Origin of the sequence: Synechococcales cyanobacterium T60_A2020_003, assembly GCA_015272205.1 — a bacterium.
Lineage (GTDB): Bacteria > Cyanobacteriota > Cyanobacteriia > RECH01 > RECH01 > JACYMB01.
On the sequence record JACYMB010000316.1, the window covers coordinates 1 to 15,408 of the forward strand.

General features: G+C 50.1%; 15 protein-coding genes, 2 pseudogenes and 1 riboswitch. Of the genes and pseudogenes, 7 read left to right on the top strand and 10 right to left on the bottom strand.

The features are described 5' to 3' along the window. The 6 genes and pseudogenes from IGR76_15595 to hemB form a co-directional block, all read right to left on the bottom strand. Positions 1-321 (bottom strand): annotated as a pseudogene (locus tag IGR76_15595) (threonine--tRNA ligase). 149 nt (positions 322-470) lie between these two features. Continuing rightward, a complete protein-coding gene (locus IGR76_15600) occupies positions 471-770 on the bottom strand; it encodes a hypothetical protein (GenBank protein ID MBF2079897.1) in 300 nt (99 codons plus the stop codon). A gap of 6 nt (positions 771-776) precedes the next feature. Further along, positions 777-1,613, bottom strand: coding sequence for a metal ABC transporter permease (locus tag IGR76_15605; protein MBF2079898.1), 837 nt, complete (start codon positions 1,611-1,613; stop codon positions 777-779). 12 nt (positions 1,614-1,625) lie between these two features. Continuing rightward, complete coding sequence (locus IGR76_15610; GenBank protein ID MBF2079899.1) at positions 1,626-2,390, bottom strand: metal ABC transporter ATP-binding protein; 765 nt, start codon at positions 2,388-2,390, stop codon at positions 1,626-1,628. Positions 2,391-2,404: 14 nt separating this feature from the next. Then, positions 2,405-3,544, bottom strand: a complete 1,140-nt coding sequence (locus IGR76_15615) for a zinc ABC transporter substrate-binding protein (protein MBF2079900.1) — start codon at positions 3,542-3,544, stop codon at positions 2,405-2,407. A gap of 110 nt (positions 3,545-3,654) precedes the next feature. Further along, positions 3,655-4,731 (bottom strand): porphobilinogen synthase, encoded by a 1,077-nt coding sequence (gene hemB / locus IGR76_15620; GenBank protein ID MBF2079901.1) that lies wholly within the window; start codon positions 4,729-4,731, stop codon positions 3,655-3,657. Positions 4,732-4,777: 46 nt separating this feature from the next. On the opposite strand from hemB, the pseudogene IGR76_15625 reads away from it, so the two are divergent. The 6 genes and pseudogenes from IGR76_15625 (at position 4,778) to IGR76_15650 (ending at position 11,274) form a co-directional block, all read left to right on the top strand. Continuing rightward, positions 4,778-5,008: pseudogene (locus IGR76_15625) on the top strand (transcriptional repressor). Positions 5,009-5,128: 120 nt separating this feature from the next. Next, complete coding sequence (locus tag IGR76_15630) at positions 5,129-5,719, top strand: hypothetical protein (protein MBF2079902.1); 591 nt, start codon at positions 5,129-5,131, stop codon at positions 5,717-5,719. Positions 5,720-5,944: 225 nt separating this feature from the next. Further along, a riboswitch (cobalamin riboswitch) is annotated at positions 5,945-6,090 on the top strand. Between the two features lie 266 nt (positions 6,091-6,356). Beyond that, positions 6,357-8,606 (top strand): 5-methyltetrahydropteroyltriglutamate--homocysteine S-methyltransferase, encoded by a 2,250-nt coding sequence (metE, locus tag IGR76_15635; GenBank protein MBF2079903.1) that lies wholly within the window; start codon positions 6,357-6,359, stop codon positions 8,604-8,606. Then, complete coding sequence (locus IGR76_15640) at positions 8,590-9,045, top strand: hypothetical protein (protein MBF2079904.1); 456 nt, start codon at positions 8,590-8,592, stop codon at positions 9,043-9,045. The genes metE and IGR76_15640 overlap by 17 nt, the downstream gene beginning before the upstream one ends. After that, the gene (locus tag IGR76_15645) at positions 9,042-9,497 is read left to right on the top strand and encodes a hypothetical protein (GenBank protein MBF2079905.1); all 456 of its coding nucleotides are present in this window, start codon (positions 9,042-9,044) and stop codon (positions 9,495-9,497) included. The genes IGR76_15640 and IGR76_15645 overlap by 4 nt, the downstream gene beginning before the upstream one ends. 502 nt (positions 9,498-9,999) lie before the next feature. Continuing rightward, the gene (locus IGR76_15650) at positions 10,000-11,274 is read left to right on the top strand and encodes a DEAD/DEAH box helicase (protein MBF2079906.1); all 1,275 of its coding nucleotides are present in this window, start codon (positions 10,000-10,002) and stop codon (positions 11,272-11,274) included. 12 nt (positions 11,275-11,286) lie between these two features. Here the strand turns inward: IGR76_15650 and rsmD are convergent, their stop codons facing one another. The 3 genes from rsmD to IGR76_15665 all read right to left on the bottom strand — a co-directional run bounded on the left by rsmD (position 11,287) and on the right by IGR76_15665 (position 12,659). Further along, positions 11,287-11,847, bottom strand: a complete 561-nt coding sequence (rsmD, locus tag IGR76_15655; GenBank protein MBF2079907.1) for a 16S rRNA (guanine(966)-N(2))-methyltransferase RsmD — start codon at positions 11,845-11,847, stop codon at positions 11,287-11,289. Positions 11,848-11,975: 128 nt separating this feature from the next. Further along, positions 11,976-12,350 carry a hypothetical protein gene (locus IGR76_15660; protein ID MBF2079908.1) on the bottom strand — a complete coding sequence of 125 codons (375 nt, stop codon included), beginning with the start codon at positions 12,348-12,350 and terminating at the stop codon, positions 11,976-11,978. A gap of 12 nt (positions 12,351-12,362) precedes the next feature. Continuing rightward, positions 12,363-12,659 carry a DUF4090 family protein gene (locus IGR76_15665; protein ID MBF2079909.1) on the bottom strand — a complete coding sequence of 99 codons (297 nt, stop codon included), beginning with the start codon at positions 12,657-12,659 and terminating at the stop codon, positions 12,363-12,365. A 284-nt stretch (positions 12,660-12,943) separates the two neighbouring features. Between IGR76_15665 and htpG the strand changes: the two genes are divergently transcribed. Next, a complete protein-coding gene (gene htpG, locus IGR76_15670) occupies positions 12,944-14,926 on the top strand; it encodes a molecular chaperone HtpG (protein ID MBF2079910.1) in 1,983 nt (660 codons plus the stop codon). Positions 14,927-15,042: 116 nt separating this feature from the next. Here htpG and IGR76_15675 read toward each other — a convergent pair whose 3' ends face one another. Then, the gene (locus IGR76_15675; GenBank protein ID MBF2079911.1) at positions 15,043-15,315 is read right to left on the bottom strand and encodes a hypothetical protein; all 273 of its coding nucleotides are present in this window, start codon (positions 15,313-15,315) and stop codon (positions 15,043-15,045) included. Positions 15,316-15,408 lie beyond the last annotated feature (93 nt).

Below are 15,408 nucleotides of genomic sequence, written 5' to 3' on the forward strand. Positions count from 1 at the left end.
TAGTTTGTAGGGTTCGTGGAGTTGCTCAATTTCTGCCCGAATTTGTTCGCGATCGACGACTTCTCGAATGATCGGCAAATTGGCGTTGATGATGTGCCGCATCTCGGTTTCGATCTGGGTGAGATCGTCAGGAGTGAAGGGGGTTTGACGATCAAAGTCATAGTAAAATCCGGTGTCTGTCCAGGGTCCAATCGTCACTTTGGTCTCTGGAAACAATGTCTACACTGCCATTGCCAGCACATGGGCACAGGTATGCCGAAGCCGCAGGAGCGTTTCAGCGCTGGTTTGATGGGGAGGGGACGGAAGAACAGAGCTGATCATAATTGATAAAAATGATAATCATTCTCATATTATAATCATTTAGCCGAACGCAAAAACTCGGCTCTCCAGTTTTTTGGACTTCAAATTCGTGAAATTTCATTGGCAATTCGTTGGCTGGTTTGGACTGATCTGGCTGCAAGCTGCTGTAGTCATCGCTCAACCATTCCCTTCATCGCTTGCTGGTGAGACGATGACCTTTGTGACGGGGCAAGAGGATGCACTTCGGCTCGGTGACCCAGCCCCCGAATATAGCGCCGTAATCCTTCCGCTCCAGCATCCACCCGCGTTACCTCTTTGAAATCATTCGGGAAGGTCTCACTCACCTTAATCCAGGCTTCCTGCAAAATAGCTTCAACTTCGCAACTGGGAGCATTGTCTGTCAGTGTCTCCAAGGCTTCTAGAATCTCGATTGTTTTCAAAATTTCGGGAGTGATATCAGATCCAGACATCCGCTTTCACCCATGTCCTAAAACACGTAACCGGGGCAGTGCCATTGCCATTGAAAAAATTACCAACTGGGTTGCCACAATACTAGGACCGGACGGCAAATTGAACGCCGCAGAAACTACCATGCCAATGACCGCACTTAACGCCCCTAACCCTGCGGATAACACCACGTAATTCGTAAATGTGCGGCTCAGCAAGCGGGCAGCACAGGCAGGAATCACCACAAATGCACTGACGAGCAGCACCCCGATCGCCTTAATCGAGATTCCCACCACCAACGACAACAGGACAATAAATGCAGTTCGGTGAAGGGATACGGAAACTCCACGGGCGATCGCCAATGGTTCATGCAAGGTCAGCAACATCTGAGTTCGCAACGTTAGTCCAATAAAGACGATACACACCAGCAACAATACTGCACTAAAGATTAAATCCAGTTCTCGCACTGCCAGAATGTCGCCAAACAAAAGATTATTCAACCCGCCTTTGTACTGTCCCACAAAGCTGAGGGTGATGATGGCGATCGCCAGCGATGAAGAATAAATGATATTGAGCAGTGCGTCTGTCCATAGGCGAGTCCGTTCCAGCAGATACGTGACTCCCAGGGCAAAACAGACCGCAAAAGGCAACAAGACAACCGATGGGTTAATTCCGATCAGTAAGCCAATACTGATGCCCAACAAAGCTGAATGCCCTAAAGCATCACTGAAGAAAGACAATTGGCGCAGGATTGTGAAACTCCCCAACATTCCACCCATTAACCCGGTGAGAACGCCACCCAACAGTGCCCGTTGCATAAAGGGCAGTTGAAACAGTTCAATGATACGGCTGAGTTCGGTAGGCATAAGGGAATAGGGTTAATGGTGATGGCGATAGCGGACAAATTCAGACCCGTAAGCAGCCGAGAGATTATCAGGGGAGAGGGCTACCTCTGGAGTTCCCTGGCAAAGTAAGGTGCGGTTGAGGCAGAGGACGCGATCGCAGTGGCGGCGCACCATATCTAAATCGTGGGAAATTTGTAGAATTGCCCAACCCTGCTGCTGTTTGAGTTGGTACAGCAGTTGGTAAAATTCTGATTCGCCCCGCGCATCTAATCCTGCCAAGGCTTCATCTAGAATCAACAGACGACGGGGACGCACCAGACAGTAGGCTAGAAGAACTCGCTTGATTTCGCCTCCCGACAGCCCACTGATTAATTGATGCCTGAGATGGACAGCATCGACCCGTGCTAACACCTCTCGAACAGCAAGGCGGCGCTTGCGGTGGTCTTTCCAGGGCACCTGAAACCCCAATTGATCCCACCCCAAGCCCACCAGTTCTTCGACGGTGATGGGAATACGGCGATCGAACAAAAAGTTTTGCGGCAAATAAGCAATTTGCTGACGGATAGCAGGCGCGAGAAACCCTCGACGAGACAGAGGTTGCCCCAGGATAAAAACATCTCCTGTTTGCCGGGGCAGAATACCCAAAATCGCCTGCACCAAAGTACTTTTACCCGCTCCATTTGGACCAACGATCGCCGTATCGGTGCCTGCCTCTAGCTCAAACGAAACATCCTGCACCGCAGCGTAGGTTTCTCGATAAACGGTGAGTTGCTCAACTACGAGTACAACCTCTTTCAAATCGAAAAGCCCTCCTAAAACCTGACTCCAACTCGCTGCGGCGCCACTGCAACAGGCTGAGGCCTCCAGAGCGGCAAGAACGATTGAGTAGAGCCACCAAATGCGGTCACTAAGCTTTCCACATTCTGCCGCATCGTCGTCAAGTAATACTCAGGCTCTAGTGCTTCAGATCCTCCTGTTTCCAATGGATCAAATGTGCTGACTTTGATATCTAAATCATTTGCCAGGGCAGAGAAGGAACCCTCTCCTGCCTGAGGTTCCGTCAAAATCGCTTTGAGATCGGATGCCTGTACTTCATCAGTGACCCGCTTGACATCGTCTGGGGAAGGATTTTCTTCTGGAATATCCACTAAGAAGTCTGCTTCAAGTCCATAGCTATCTGCAAAATATGGTGCAAAGTCATGGAACGCCACGAAGGTTTTACCAGCATAGGGTTGAAGCGTTGAGGTAATTTCCGCATCCAGTTCTTGTAGTTGTGCGATGTAAGCGGCTGCATTAGCAGTGTACTCAGCCTCGCCCTCTGGATCAGCCGCAATGAGTCCATCCCGAATATTTTCAACTTGCTGAATGGCACGTTTGGGATCGAGCCAGACGTGTGGATTATATTCACCATGATGGTGATGCCCTGCCTCAGCCTGTTCTTCCCCTTCCGCATGGTCGTGAGCATGGTCATGGTCTTCTCCCTCCGCATGACTATGCCCTTCTACCTCTTCATTGGCGATCGTGGCAATTCCTTCACTGGAATCAATGATCTGCAAATCTGGATTGCTAGCATTTGCAACTAAATCCTCTAAAAATTCCTCCATTTCCAGCCCATTTTGCACCAGCACATCGGCTTCAGCCAGTCGTTGAACATCCTCCGGTCTGGCTTGAAAATCATGGGGACCAACATTCGTCGGAAGCAGTTGGGTGACTTCTACGCGATCGCCCGCCACTGCTTTCGTAAATTGCGTAATGGGCAGGAAGGTCGTCACCACCTTCAACTCATCTGCTGTCGCCACCGGAGATGCATCAGATTGAGGCGACTCAGAACTGGTGGTCGACGTATTGGTTGCACAACTTCCCAGGCTGAGTGCAATTGCAGACACTACAGTAACAGACAACCGACAAACGAGGTTGCTGGATGGTTGTAATCTTATCTTTCGGTGAATCATGTGAAATATCCTCATCGCTAATTGCAAAAGTGAATGGGCAAATGTAATGAAGGGTGAATGAGTAAATGAATAAAAGAGAGAAGAGTGACCCACTCCCTATTCCCCACTCCCTACTCCCCCTTCTGCAACATCAACGCCACATCTCTAGCAAAGTACGTCAAAATCAAATCCGCCCCAGCACGCTTCATACTCGTCAGCGTTTCCAGAACTACCTTTTTCTCATCAATCCAACCTTGTTCCGCAGCGGCTTTGATCATGGCGTATTCACCACTGACGTTGTATGCTGCGACGGGTAAATTGGTGTGCTGCTTGATTTGGCAAATAATATCCAGATACGCCAGCGCAGGCTTCACCATCACAATGTCAGCCCCCTCAACAATATCGAGAGCCACTTCCTTAATGGCTTCCCTTGCATTGGCAGCATCCATTTGATAGGTCTTCTTATCACCAAACTTGGGTGCAGAATCCAATGCATCCCGGAATGGACCATAGTAGGCGGACGCATATTTGGCAGAGTAGGCAAGGATGCCCACATTGATCCAACCTTCTGCATCCAGTGCCTTGCGAATCGCGCCGACGCGACCGTCCATCATGTCTGAAGGCGCCACAAAATCGGCTCCGGCTTCTGCCTGAACGATCGCCTGCTTCACCAGCACCGCAACCGTTTCATCGTTGAGGATTTTGCCATCCTGCACAATGCCATCATGCCCCTCACTACTGTAGGGATCGAGAGCCACATCGGTGATGATTAGAATATCTGGCACTGCCTGTTTAATGGCTCGGACGGCACGGGGGATTAAGCCTTCGGGGTTATAGCTTTCGGTTCCGGCGTTGTCTTTTTGAGCGTGGGGGATGAGAGGAAAAAGCGCGATCGCCCCAATCCCTAATTCATAAGCTTCCCTGACTTCATTCAGCAGCAAATCCAATGTGTAGCGGTAGCAACCCGGCATTGAGGGGATTGCTTCTCGTTGTCCCTCGCCTTCCATGACGAACAGCGGGTAGATCAAATCGTCTACCCGCAGAGTATTTTCCCGCACCATCCGACGCAGGGTTTCCGTTCGCCGTAACCGTCGGGGACGATGGGCGATCGCTAGCACAGTAGATTTGGCTTGGCTTCCAGAATCAGTGAGATCAATTTCTGTCTGCGGAGTTTGGAGTGCAAGCGTTGAGGTTTCAATCAGTCTCATAGTATAATGAGAACGATTATCATTCACTTATTCTACAGCACTCGCCGTGAAAAGTGACTCACCCTCTCAAGAAAGTGCAACCCATTCACCTCGTCTGACTCACAATCAGCAAGCAGTGCTTGATTTGCTGCACCAGCAAGCAGATGCCCTCTCCGCTCAGGAGTTATACAGTCTGCTGCGAGAACGGCAGACGATCGGGCTAGCAACCGTGTATCGGGCATTAGAAACGCTGAAATTGCATGGATTGATCAAAAGTCGGATGGGGGCAAACGGCGATATGACTTTGATGCCTTCCGTATGACCCGCAGCAACGGTGAAGTGATTACTATCCGCAATGGTTCGGGTCGTCCTCCCTGGGCTGGAGAGCACGATCGCCGCTAATTAGGAACAGAGGAAGATGCAAGAATCTACCCATCCCATTTCAATCCTGAAGTCTAACCGCTGGTCAGTTGTTTGGAATACCATTGCCCAAAGCCGTCTCTGGATCGTGCTGCTAACAGCAATTGGCAGTTTGAGCAGCGTCATCTATGCCCATGCTCCGTTGGTTGCGTTTGGGGCAGTCGCCGGAACCACTCTACGTCCCAGACGCGCCCTCGGTGCAGCGATCGCAATTTGGTTGGCAAACCAGCTTTATGGATTCGGGTTGCGCCACTATCCCCAAACGGCAGAATCACTCGCCTGGGGATTGGTGATGGGTTTGGGAACGGTATTGGTCACTGCGATCGCTGCCTTGCGCCCTAGCTTCAGCCAAACGACTCATAGAGGACATGGGATCTGGGTGGCGATCGCGCTTCTGAGTGGATTCCTGGTTTTTGAAGGATTGGTTTTATCGCTGGGGTTCCTGCTCACCGGGAGCCATGTTCTCACCTGGGCAATTCTGGCTCGCCTCTTGGTGAAAGATGTACTCTGGGGATTAGGGCTAACCGTGATTCATCTCGGCACTGCCCAATTTCTCATTGCTAGAGATCAAGCTGAACCGTTGTGTTGAAACACCAGCGAATTTTGCAACACACTCTGCACTGAACGATCGCGGCTCAAGTCCACAGCGTGTCTTAAACCCTATGAATGAATTTTCTCGCTGGGTGGCTCAAAAGTGACCCAGCATCTCAATCCACCTGTGATAGAGAATGTGGCAGAGAAGAAGACAACTGAATTCAGTTCATCAAGCATTGACTTTGATAAAGCTGATAGGCTGTGGCGCTTCAATTGTGTTAACCTTCAGTAGAAGATCGGTTCTGATGGGGAGCAGCCATTAGACGCAAGGGGGAAAGTGCAGTGCAAATCTGCCGCTGTCCCGCAACTGTGAGGAGAGGCGCAACTCTCTGAGTCAGGATGCCCGCCGATTGGTAAACCCGTTACATAAACATCTGCGAGGTACGGATGATGAAAACTTCAAATTTTTGCGATTGGCATTTTGTCGGAATTTTAAGGTTGTAGCGTTCTGAGTTGACTATCTGAGTTAAACGAACGGCTGACATGCAGCAGTGCGACCTGAGTGAAGGTAGCTGCTAGTCTTTCTATCGATTTAAGTCAGTTATTCCCAGTTCGTCTGAGTATGGGCTGCTTCCCGATCGGGAAACGGCTAGTTTTTACTGTCTATTTACAGAATTTAGGACGCTACAACGATGACCATTCAAACTGCAACGTTGGGGTATCCCCGCATTGGTAAACACCGTGAGGTTAAAAAGGCGTTAGAAGCCTTTTGGAGCAATAAATCTGATGCAGAAACTTTGCTGCAAACAGTGCAAGAGGTTGAATTTTCTAACTGGAAGACGCAACTCGAAGCCGGGATCGATCGCATTGGCATCGGTGACACCACTCTTTATGACCATGTGTTGGATTGGACCGTTCGGCTTGGCTTAATCCCCGATCGCTTTCATCCTCTGGCTGGACTCGACCAATACTTTGCGATGGCGCGGGGTAAAGATGGCATTCCGGCGCTAGAAATGACCAAGTGGTTTGATACCAACTATCACTATCTGGTACCTGAGATTGCGGCTGATGCAAAGCCAGAGGCAAACTTTGCAGATTTTTTGGCAACGGTGCAGCGAGCAAAAGCCCTTCTCGGTGAACGAGCCGTTCCAATTCTCCTCAGTCCTGTCACGCTTCTGAAGCTGAGCCGTCTGGAGGGTGATTTTGTAGACCATCTGAGCAAATTGCTGCCGCTTTACTGTGAATTGCTGACTCAACTGAAATCGCTGGGCATCACCGAGGTGCAGGTGCATGAACCGATTCTCGTTACAAGCAGTGCAGCGGATCTGAAAGAGGCAATTGCTACCACTTACACTCAGCTTGCTCAAATGGGTGTACCCATTCACCTCATCACCTATTTTGATGATCTGGGAGTGACTTATCCCTGGGTGATGGAATTGCCTGTCGCTGGCATCAGTTTAGACTTCACCCGTGGACGCAGTCTCGACTTATTGCAACAATACGGATTCCCAGCAGATAAACAGTTGGGAGTGGGGATTGTAGATGCGCGAAATATCTGGAAAATTCGTCCTGAATCAGGGCTATCAACACTAGAAACTATTCACAGCATCACGCCAAATATTCGATTGCATCCTTCATCATCCCTGCAATTTGTTCCCTATGATGCGATGCGCGAAACGAAATTGCCGGAACCCCTGCGAAATGTGTTGAGTTTCGCGGAACAAAAGCTGGGAGAGATTGTGATTCTGGCACAGACATTGGCTGGAGAAGATCCGGGAGATCGATTAGCAGTCGTGCAAGCCCAGTGGAAAACCTTTGAGCAGTTCAGCCCTGTAAATTCAGCAGTACAAGATCGGCTCCGCAACCTGACTGTCAATCATTTGGAGCGTGCTATGCCCTATGGGCAACGCAAAAAGCTCCAGCCAACGCTGCCGCCCTTTCCGACAACAACCATTGGCTCTTTTCCACAAACCTTAGAGGTACGGCAACTACGAGTCAAGCTAAAACGAGGTGAAATCACTCAAGCCGAATACGAAGCGGCGATCGATGCAGAGATTGCCAAGTGCATTCATATTCAAGAGGAAGCTGGGCTAGATGTGTTGGTGCATGGCGAGTTTGAACGCACTGACATGGTGGAATTCTTTGGACAACAGCTCTCTGGATTTGCCTTTACCGACCACGGTTGGGTGCAAAGCTATGGCAGTCGCTGTGTGCGTCCACCAATTATTTACGGAGATGTTGTCCGAACCCAACCTATGACTATTCGAGAGTTCAAGGTGGCGCAATCCCTCACCGATAAAATTGTGAAGGGGATGCTGACTGGACCCGTGACAATGATTAACTGGTCGTTTACCCGCACGGATATTCCTCGCAGTGAACAGGCAATGCAGATTGCCTTCGCCCTGCGAGATGAAGTCGCAGATTTAGAAGCGGCTGGGGCGAAGATGGTGCAAATTGATGAACCCGCTCTGAGGGAAGGATTACCCCTGAAGCCAGAACGCTGGAATGATTACCTATCTTGGGCGGTCGATGCGTTCCGTTTAGCGGCAGGAATTGCCAAGCCCGAAACTCAAATTCACACCCACATGTGCTACTCCGAGTTTGGCGACATTATTCAGCACATTGAGCGGTTGGATGCGGATGTGTTGTCGATCGAGAATAGCCGCAGCAACAATGAGACCCTATTTGAAATTACGGATGCAGGCTACCAACATCAAGTCGGCAATGGCGTTTATGATGTCCATAGTCCAGCGGTTCCTAGTACTGAACAGATGGTTCAGCAACTAAAAACCGGGATTGCCAATCTACCGATCGAACAAATTTGGGTCAACCCTGATTGCGGATTAAAAACACGGCGCTGGGAGGAAGTGATTCCATCGCTGAAAAACATGGTAGAAGCCGCAAAAATCATTCGGGAGGAAGTCAATGCGTCCAACGAATGATCTCTGGCGAGGCAACTTTGACTACTGGCAGAACCGCTTTATTCAGCACAATCTTTTGACCATCGGATACACGGCATGGCTCGGTTACGTAAACCAGGGACGGGGCATGGTTGTCTGCGATGTCGTGGATGCTATCCCTCCTACTATCGACTGGCGCATTGATACTGTGACGTTCCATCAGGCATTCATTCCTCAGTTCCAATCTTGCACCTATATGCAAGCACTGGAACTAGAGAAAACAGCGGTGCAGGCTTTGTTGGAGTCGATCGCCACCTATGACCCAGCTCAGGCGATCGTGGTGCTGGTCACTGGTGACGGTGCCGTAGATATCAACCTGCTGCAAAACCTGGCGATTTCCCCAGCTAACTGTTATGAGCAAGTGCGACGACGCTGGGCAGAATTTCAGCCTGATTTAAACACCCAGAGGAGGTGTCCATGAGTGAAGTCCCTGAATCGATGGATTGGCAGCAAGAGTTTATTGCCACGAATTTGTTGGCGATCGGCTACAACGCCTGGGCAGGTTATCTCGGCGGGGAACGCGGTGCCATTATTTGCAGCACTAATTCTCCGACGGTTGGCATTGCGGGAGAATCTTTCCGCACTTACTTTATTCAGCGATCGCGTCTGGCTGCTTTTCTGAACGCCTGGTTAGCCGCTCCCGACACGGTGATTCTGCACCACCACTTTATGAATGCTCACATTCTGGAAGCGGTGGATTCTTACAATCCAACAACTGAATTGGTCTTTCTGATGGAGTCGTTTAACCAGGTGACGTTCTTTTACCTGAAAAATCTACCGATCACGCCACCCCAATGTTACGAGCAAGTGTGTAAAACCTGGGAGGAGTTTCAGCCAGCGATTTGTGCATTACCAAAGAATGTTGTGTCGTGACTCGGATGATCAATAGCACTACGGCTACTGAATCTCTAAACCGATCGCCCAATTCAAGATCCATTATGCTCAAGTATTACCTGCATCGCTCTGGAAAAATTCCTACATCCGTTCATCCATTTGTGAAACATCAAGTCATCTCTCAATCTAATTCACTTCCTCAATTCGATTCAATGCAAATGATCAATCGCATCAACAACTTTATTCTCTCTAAAGTTCGAGCTGCTCTTCGGCAGAAACGCTAATGCAGCTACATTCGTTCAAGTACTTAGCATGATGAACATTTTCTTAGGGGCGATCGCCCCTCTTCCAGCAATACCTCCCAAACTCTGCTAGGATGAAGGCTGTTGGCACAATCCGGTCTGCGCCGACCTACGAGGGTTTAGCTGTATTCGCTACTCACCCCAGTATTCTGGCTGTATTAGCCAAGCTGTTCTCTGCTCTTAGACTGGTTCCACACGCATTTAGTTGGGATAAGGGCACCCCTAGGAGCAATTCATCCATGTCATTTCAAACTCTCGGTCTTTCAACCGAACTGCTTCGTGCCGTTTCCGAACAGGGCTACACCTCACCCACGCCCATTCAAACTCAGGCTATTCCTGCGGTGTTGGACGGAAAGGACGTATTCGCGAGTGCCCAAACGGGAACTGGAAAGACGGCAAGCTTTACCCTGCCCCTTCTTCAACGTCTGAGCACTACTCCGATTCCCCATCCGCGATCGCCCCGTGCGCTGATCCTCGCCCCGACGCGCGAGCTGGTTGCCCAAGTCCATGACAGCGTGCAAACCTACGGAAAATATTTGCCGTTACGATCGACGGCCGTGTATGGTGGCGTTGCCATTGGCCCCCAAATCAAAGCCCTGCATCGCGGTGCTGATATTATTGTTGCCACTCCGGGTCGGCTCCTGGATCACCTAGAGCAGAAAACCGTTAGCCTTTCTAATATTGAGATTCTGGTGCTGGATGAGTGCGATCGCATGTTGGATATGGGCTTCATCCACGACATCCGCAAAATTCTGGCTAAAGTGCCCCCCTCGCGGCAAACGCTGATGTTCTCCGCCACATTCTCCGCCCCGATCCAGAAACTTGCCCATACCCTCCTCCATGATCCGGTTCAGATTGAAGTCGCATCCCGCAATACAACGGCTGAGCGGGTCGAACAAGTGATTTACCCCGTGGATCGCAACCGCAAGCGGGAGCTACTGTCCTACATGATTGGGTTCCACAACTGGAAGCAGGTGTTGGTCTTTACCCGCACCAAGCACGGAGCCAATAAACTAGCTGAACAGCTAAGCCGAGATGGGCTGAGATCGACCGCGATCCACGGGAATAAGAGCCAAGCGGCACGAATGCGAGCGCTCAAAGATTTTAAGCAGGGTAAGGTTCGTGTATTAGTCGCAACGGATGTCGCGTCTAGGGGATTAGACATTGATCAGCTTCCCCATGTGGTCAATTTTGAGTTACCCGATGTGCCCGAAGACTATGTGCATCGGATTGGACGAACGGGACGGGCTGGGAATGAGGGCAGTGCGGCATCATTGGTGTGTGCGGATGAGTATCCGTTGCTGAAAAGTATTGAAAAGTTACTGAAGCAATCGATTAATCAAGAAATCATTCCAGGCTATGAGCCGACGGCGGCCTTTCCCTCGGCTGAATCCTCAAGTCGTTCATCTCCGAAGCCGGGGCAGAAGCGTAATCGCAACCGCAACCATAATCGCGATCGGTCTAGGGGATCGTCGGGGCAAAAAATGGTATCGGCGGGCGATCGCTCGTCCTGATCGGGAACAGGCTTAAGCCGCAACGACAAAAAACGTTAGAGCGGTGCCACCGTAGACTTTTTGACGACAAATCGTGAGGCGATCGCCCTTTTCTCCACCGATCTCGTCTGGAAACTGTCGTTGGGGAGCATGTTCGACTGCAAGTTCACCAGAGGGAGCGAGCAGACGGAGACGGGCGATCGCCTGAATCGTTGGTTCGTAGACCTCGCTGGCATAGGGGGGATCAAAATAGATCCGGTCAAATTGCTGTCCTGCGAGCAACGGTAAGCGTTTCAGCACGTTTCCCTGGATGACTTGAATGGTTTGATCGGGGTTGGCAACAGTTTGCCAGTTTTCCCGAATAACTCCACAGGCGCGTCCGTTTTGCTCGATACCAATTACGGTAGCCGCTTCCCGGCAGAGCGCTTCTGCCCCCATCGTGCCGTTTCCTGCACATAGATCGAGCCACCGACAGCCTTCAATCTCGCCTTGCCAGATGTTGAACACTGCTTCCCGAACCTTCGCCAGGGTTGGCCGGGTCGCTTGTCCAGATACAGTCTTCAAGGAACGGTTGCCGTAAATCCGCAAGGGCATAGAGAAAAGTGAATAGCGTCTATTGCGTACTTATAGCGCGTTGCGAGGGTCATCAACAAATAGAGTGCAGATCACCCTTGATCCACACTCCGCTCTTTTGATCCTGAATGGTGGAAACCCAGATCCGTTCAACCCTTCTGAGGAATTAGTTTTGGTGCAATCCAACGATAGGCCGCGACACTCACCGATCGCACCCAAGAACCAAAGGCGCGATCGCCCAACGCCCAGCCGTTAATCGCCAAACACACCGTAGCCAAAAACAGCAGAATGAACGTGGGAGCCATCACCACACCCACCAGCCACCACGTCATCACATGCAGCACCATGAGCAGCGCATAAATGTGAGCGGCGATCGCCATTGTGCGGAGTTCAAGCTGAGAACGCAGAAACCCACCCATTAATAGCGTTTGCAAGGTAGCAAACAAATTCGCAGGCACCAAAAACGCGCAAATGGCAATACAGTGGTCTCGCGAAAATTGAAACAGCGGTTCAAACTCAATCAAGAATACGCCTCCCTACTTATCGCCATAGTAAAAGGCGATTTCCTTATCCTTGAGCGGTGGAAACTCTGCATCTAGAAGCTTTTGGTTCAGATCTTCTTGGGATAAATGCTTGGCTCCAATGCGAACAATCCGCGATCGCATCGTGGTCGTCACACCGCTACGCTTGCGCTTCCCTTCTAGAGCCATCACTTCTTTGTAGAGCGACAGTTTTGCAGGCGGAATTGGAGTGCCATCTAGGTCTAGCCCCTGGGCGATCGCTGCATCAACGGCATCGGCTCCGGCTGCTGAAGATGTCGGATTGGTTTCCATTGACATAAAACTACGAGTTCAGACACAAGCATTTACACGGGAATTCTACCAGGAAAACCTGGCGCGATCGCCCATCCGCAACAACCCGCAACAACCCCGGTAGGGTAATCCGCATCCAGACAGGTAGGGGAATCCCGAATCGAGGGTTAGGTGACGGAATGGAGGCGATCGCCCACAATTTAGAGTAATGAACTGGAATTGTAGGGTTCCAGCACAGATTTCGTTACGATGTAACCGCACGCCTGTAATCGACGTTATCGAATACCCAACCGGACAGTAGACCCATGACCACAATCCTCGAACAGGGAAATATTTCGATCCATACCGAGAATATCTTTCCCATTATTAAGAAATGGCTCTATTCCGACCACGAAATCTTTCTACGAGAACTCATCTCTAATGCCGTAGATGCGATCAAGAAACTCAACATGGTATCTCGTCAGGGTGAGTACTCTGGCGATATTAGCGAACCGGAAATCGTTATCAGTCTTGATAAGGAAAATAAGACTCTCTCTGTCAGTGACAATGGCATTGGCATGACGGCAGAGGAGGTTAAGAAATACATTAACCAAGTCGCCTTTTCCAGTGCGGAAGAGTTTGTCCAAAAGTACAAAGACAGTTCCGATCAGCAAATTATTGGTCACTTCGGTTTGGGATTCTATTCCTCCTTTATGGTGGCCTCCCACGTTGAGATCGATACTCTGTCCTACCAAGATGGAGCACAACCCGTTCACTGGTCCTGTGATGGCACCACCCAGTTTGAGCTAAGCGAATCAACCCGGACGGAACGCGGCACGACCGTCACGCTCAAGCTGATGGACGAGGAACTTGATTATCTGGAACCAAGCCGCATCAAGCAACTCGTCACGACCTATTGCGATTTTATGCCCGTTCCCATCAAGCTCGATGGCGAACAGATTAACAAGCAAAAAGCTCCCTGGAAAGAGTCCCCCAGCAACCTCACCGATGAGGACTATCTGGAGTTCTACCGCTATCTCTATCCCTTCCAGGATGATCCCCTCCTGTGGGTACACCTCAACACCGACTATCCCTTTGTCGTTAACGGTATTCTCTACTTTCCAAAGCTGAAGCCGGATCTGGATGTTACCAAGAGCCAAACCAAGCTCTACTGCAACCAAGTCTTCGTTAGCGATAATTGCGAAGAGGTAATGCCTCGCTTCCTATTGCCCATGCGCGGCGTCATCGATAGCGTGGATATTCCTCTCAACGTGTCCCGTAGCTTTCTCCAAAACGATCGCACCGTTCGACAAATTGCCAACTACATTGCCAAGAAAGTGGGCGATCGCCTCAAGGAGCTCTACCGCGACAACCGCAAAGAGTATATTCGCATCTGGCAAGATCTGGGCACCTTCGTTAAGTTCGGTTCCCTCAACGATGACAAGTTTAAGAAACAAGTTGAGGAATTCCTGATCTATCGCACAACTGCCGATTTAGGCACAAAATCTGAGGCAAAGGCAGTTCAGGTCGAAGTCCAAACTGAAGAAGGAGACATATGGCAGAGTGCTGAGCCGGAAGCTTCAACCGATGCGGATGGGTTCTACTACACCACGCTTAAAGAGTATCTAGAGCGGAACAAAGAGCGTCATGAAAATCGCGTGTTCTATTGCACCGATCCCGTTGCTCAAGCCACCTACGTCGAACTGCACAAGAACCAAGGTTTAGAAGTTCTCTTCCTCGATTCCTTCATTGATCCGCACTTTATCAGTTTCTTAGAGCGAGAGTATACCGATGTTAGCTTCTCGCGGGTAGACTCTGATCTCGATGAGTCGTTGCTGGACAAAGAGAAAGACGCTGAGATTGTTGATCCGGCGACCAACAAGACCCGCAGCGAACAGATTAAGGAGCTCTTTGAGAAAGCACTGAATAAGCCCGGAGTCACGATTCGCACAGAGTCGTTGAAGTCGGATGATCCGAATACTCCTCCAGCAATGGTGCTGCTACCGGAAGCAATGCGCCGTTTGCGAGACATGACCGCGATGTTCGATCAGTCTCAAGCGGCGATGTTCCCGGATAACCATATTCTGTTGGTCAATACGTCCCATCCCCTCATTCAAAACCTGCTGAATCTAAGTCAGGGGTCAATCATCACGGGTGAGGGAGAATCGCCCTCGGCACAGTTGGCAACCATGCTGTGCAATCACGTCTATGATCTAGCGCTGATGGCGCAGAAAGGATTCGACGCAGAGGGGATGAAATCCTTTGTTGCTCGGTCTAATGATGTGCTAACAACCTTGACCCAGCGTTAATTTTTTCAAATTACGCGGATCTTGAAATCAGCAAATAGAAGGGCAATGTCATCGTTGCCCTTCTTTTTTATGGGTATCAAATCCACCTGGATACTGATTGATTGCGATAGTCCCTCTTACGGATGCAAATAGTACTCTTTTGGGAAAGGCGCAGTATTCTGATCTAGAACCGCAATCAGGCGATCGCTCATTCTTTGGGCCTCTTGGATCGAATTGCCAATACAGGTTACGCCAAGTTTGCCAAACTCGGGCAGAGTACTCATCAAATGGCAAAAGATACCTGTATTGGTCTCGTGATCGAACTGAAGCTGATGATCAGATATGATCTGTAACAAATCGCCAGGGTATGGCCCTCGGTAGGCGTCATTTTGGAGATCGTCCGTAGACATATAATAGACTTTATCGGAAATAGGAAAGCAATTGTTGTGAGGCAGCATTCTCCCGAGTTCGTTTGGAATTAAGCCACTCGGCTTAAAGCGTTG

Excerpts from the sequence above, each read along its gene's own strand:
- IGR76_15600 (MBF2079897.1), bottom strand. The coding sequence starts at position 770 with ATGTCTGGATCTGATATCACTCCCGAAATTTTGAAAACAATCGAGATT.
- IGR76_15605 (MBF2079898.1), bottom strand. The coding sequence starts at position 1,613 with ATGCCTACCGAACTCAGCCGTATCATTGAACTGTTTCAACTGCCCTTT.
- IGR76_15615 (MBF2079900.1), bottom strand. The coding sequence starts at position 3,544 with ATGATTCACCGAAAGATAAGATTACAACCATCCAGCAACCTCGTTTGT.
- hemB (MBF2079901.1), bottom strand. The coding sequence starts at position 4,731 with ATGAGACTGATTGAAACCTCAACGCTTGCACTCCAAACTCCGCAGACA.
- IGR76_15630 (MBF2079902.1), top strand. The coding sequence starts at position 5,129 with ATGCAAGAATCTACCCATCCCATTTCAATCCTGAAGTCTAACCGCTGG.
- metE (MBF2079903.1), top strand. The coding sequence starts at position 6,357 with ATGACCATTCAAACTGCAACGTTGGGGTATCCCCGCATTGGTAAACAC.
- IGR76_15640 (MBF2079904.1), top strand. The coding sequence starts at position 8,590 with ATGCGTCCAACGAATGATCTCTGGCGAGGCAACTTTGACTACTGGCAG.
- IGR76_15645 (MBF2079905.1), top strand. The coding sequence starts at position 9,042 with ATGAGTGAAGTCCCTGAATCGATGGATTGGCAGCAAGAGTTTATTGCC.
- IGR76_15650 (MBF2079906.1), top strand. The coding sequence starts at position 10,000 with ATGTCATTTCAAACTCTCGGTCTTTCAACCGAACTGCTTCGTGCCGTT.
- rsmD (MBF2079907.1), bottom strand. The coding sequence starts at position 11,847 with ATGCCCTTGCGGATTTACGGCAACCGTTCCTTGAAGACTGTATCTGGA.
- IGR76_15665 (MBF2079909.1), bottom strand. The coding sequence starts at position 12,659 with ATGGAAACCAATCCGACATCTTCAGCAGCCGGAGCCGATGCCGTTGAT.
- htpG (MBF2079910.1), top strand. The coding sequence starts at position 12,944 with ATGACCACAATCCTCGAACAGGGAAATATTTCGATCCATACCGAGAAT.
- IGR76_15675 (MBF2079911.1), bottom strand. The coding sequence starts at position 15,315 with ATGTCTACGGACGATCTCCAAAATGACGCCTACCGAGGGCCATACCCT.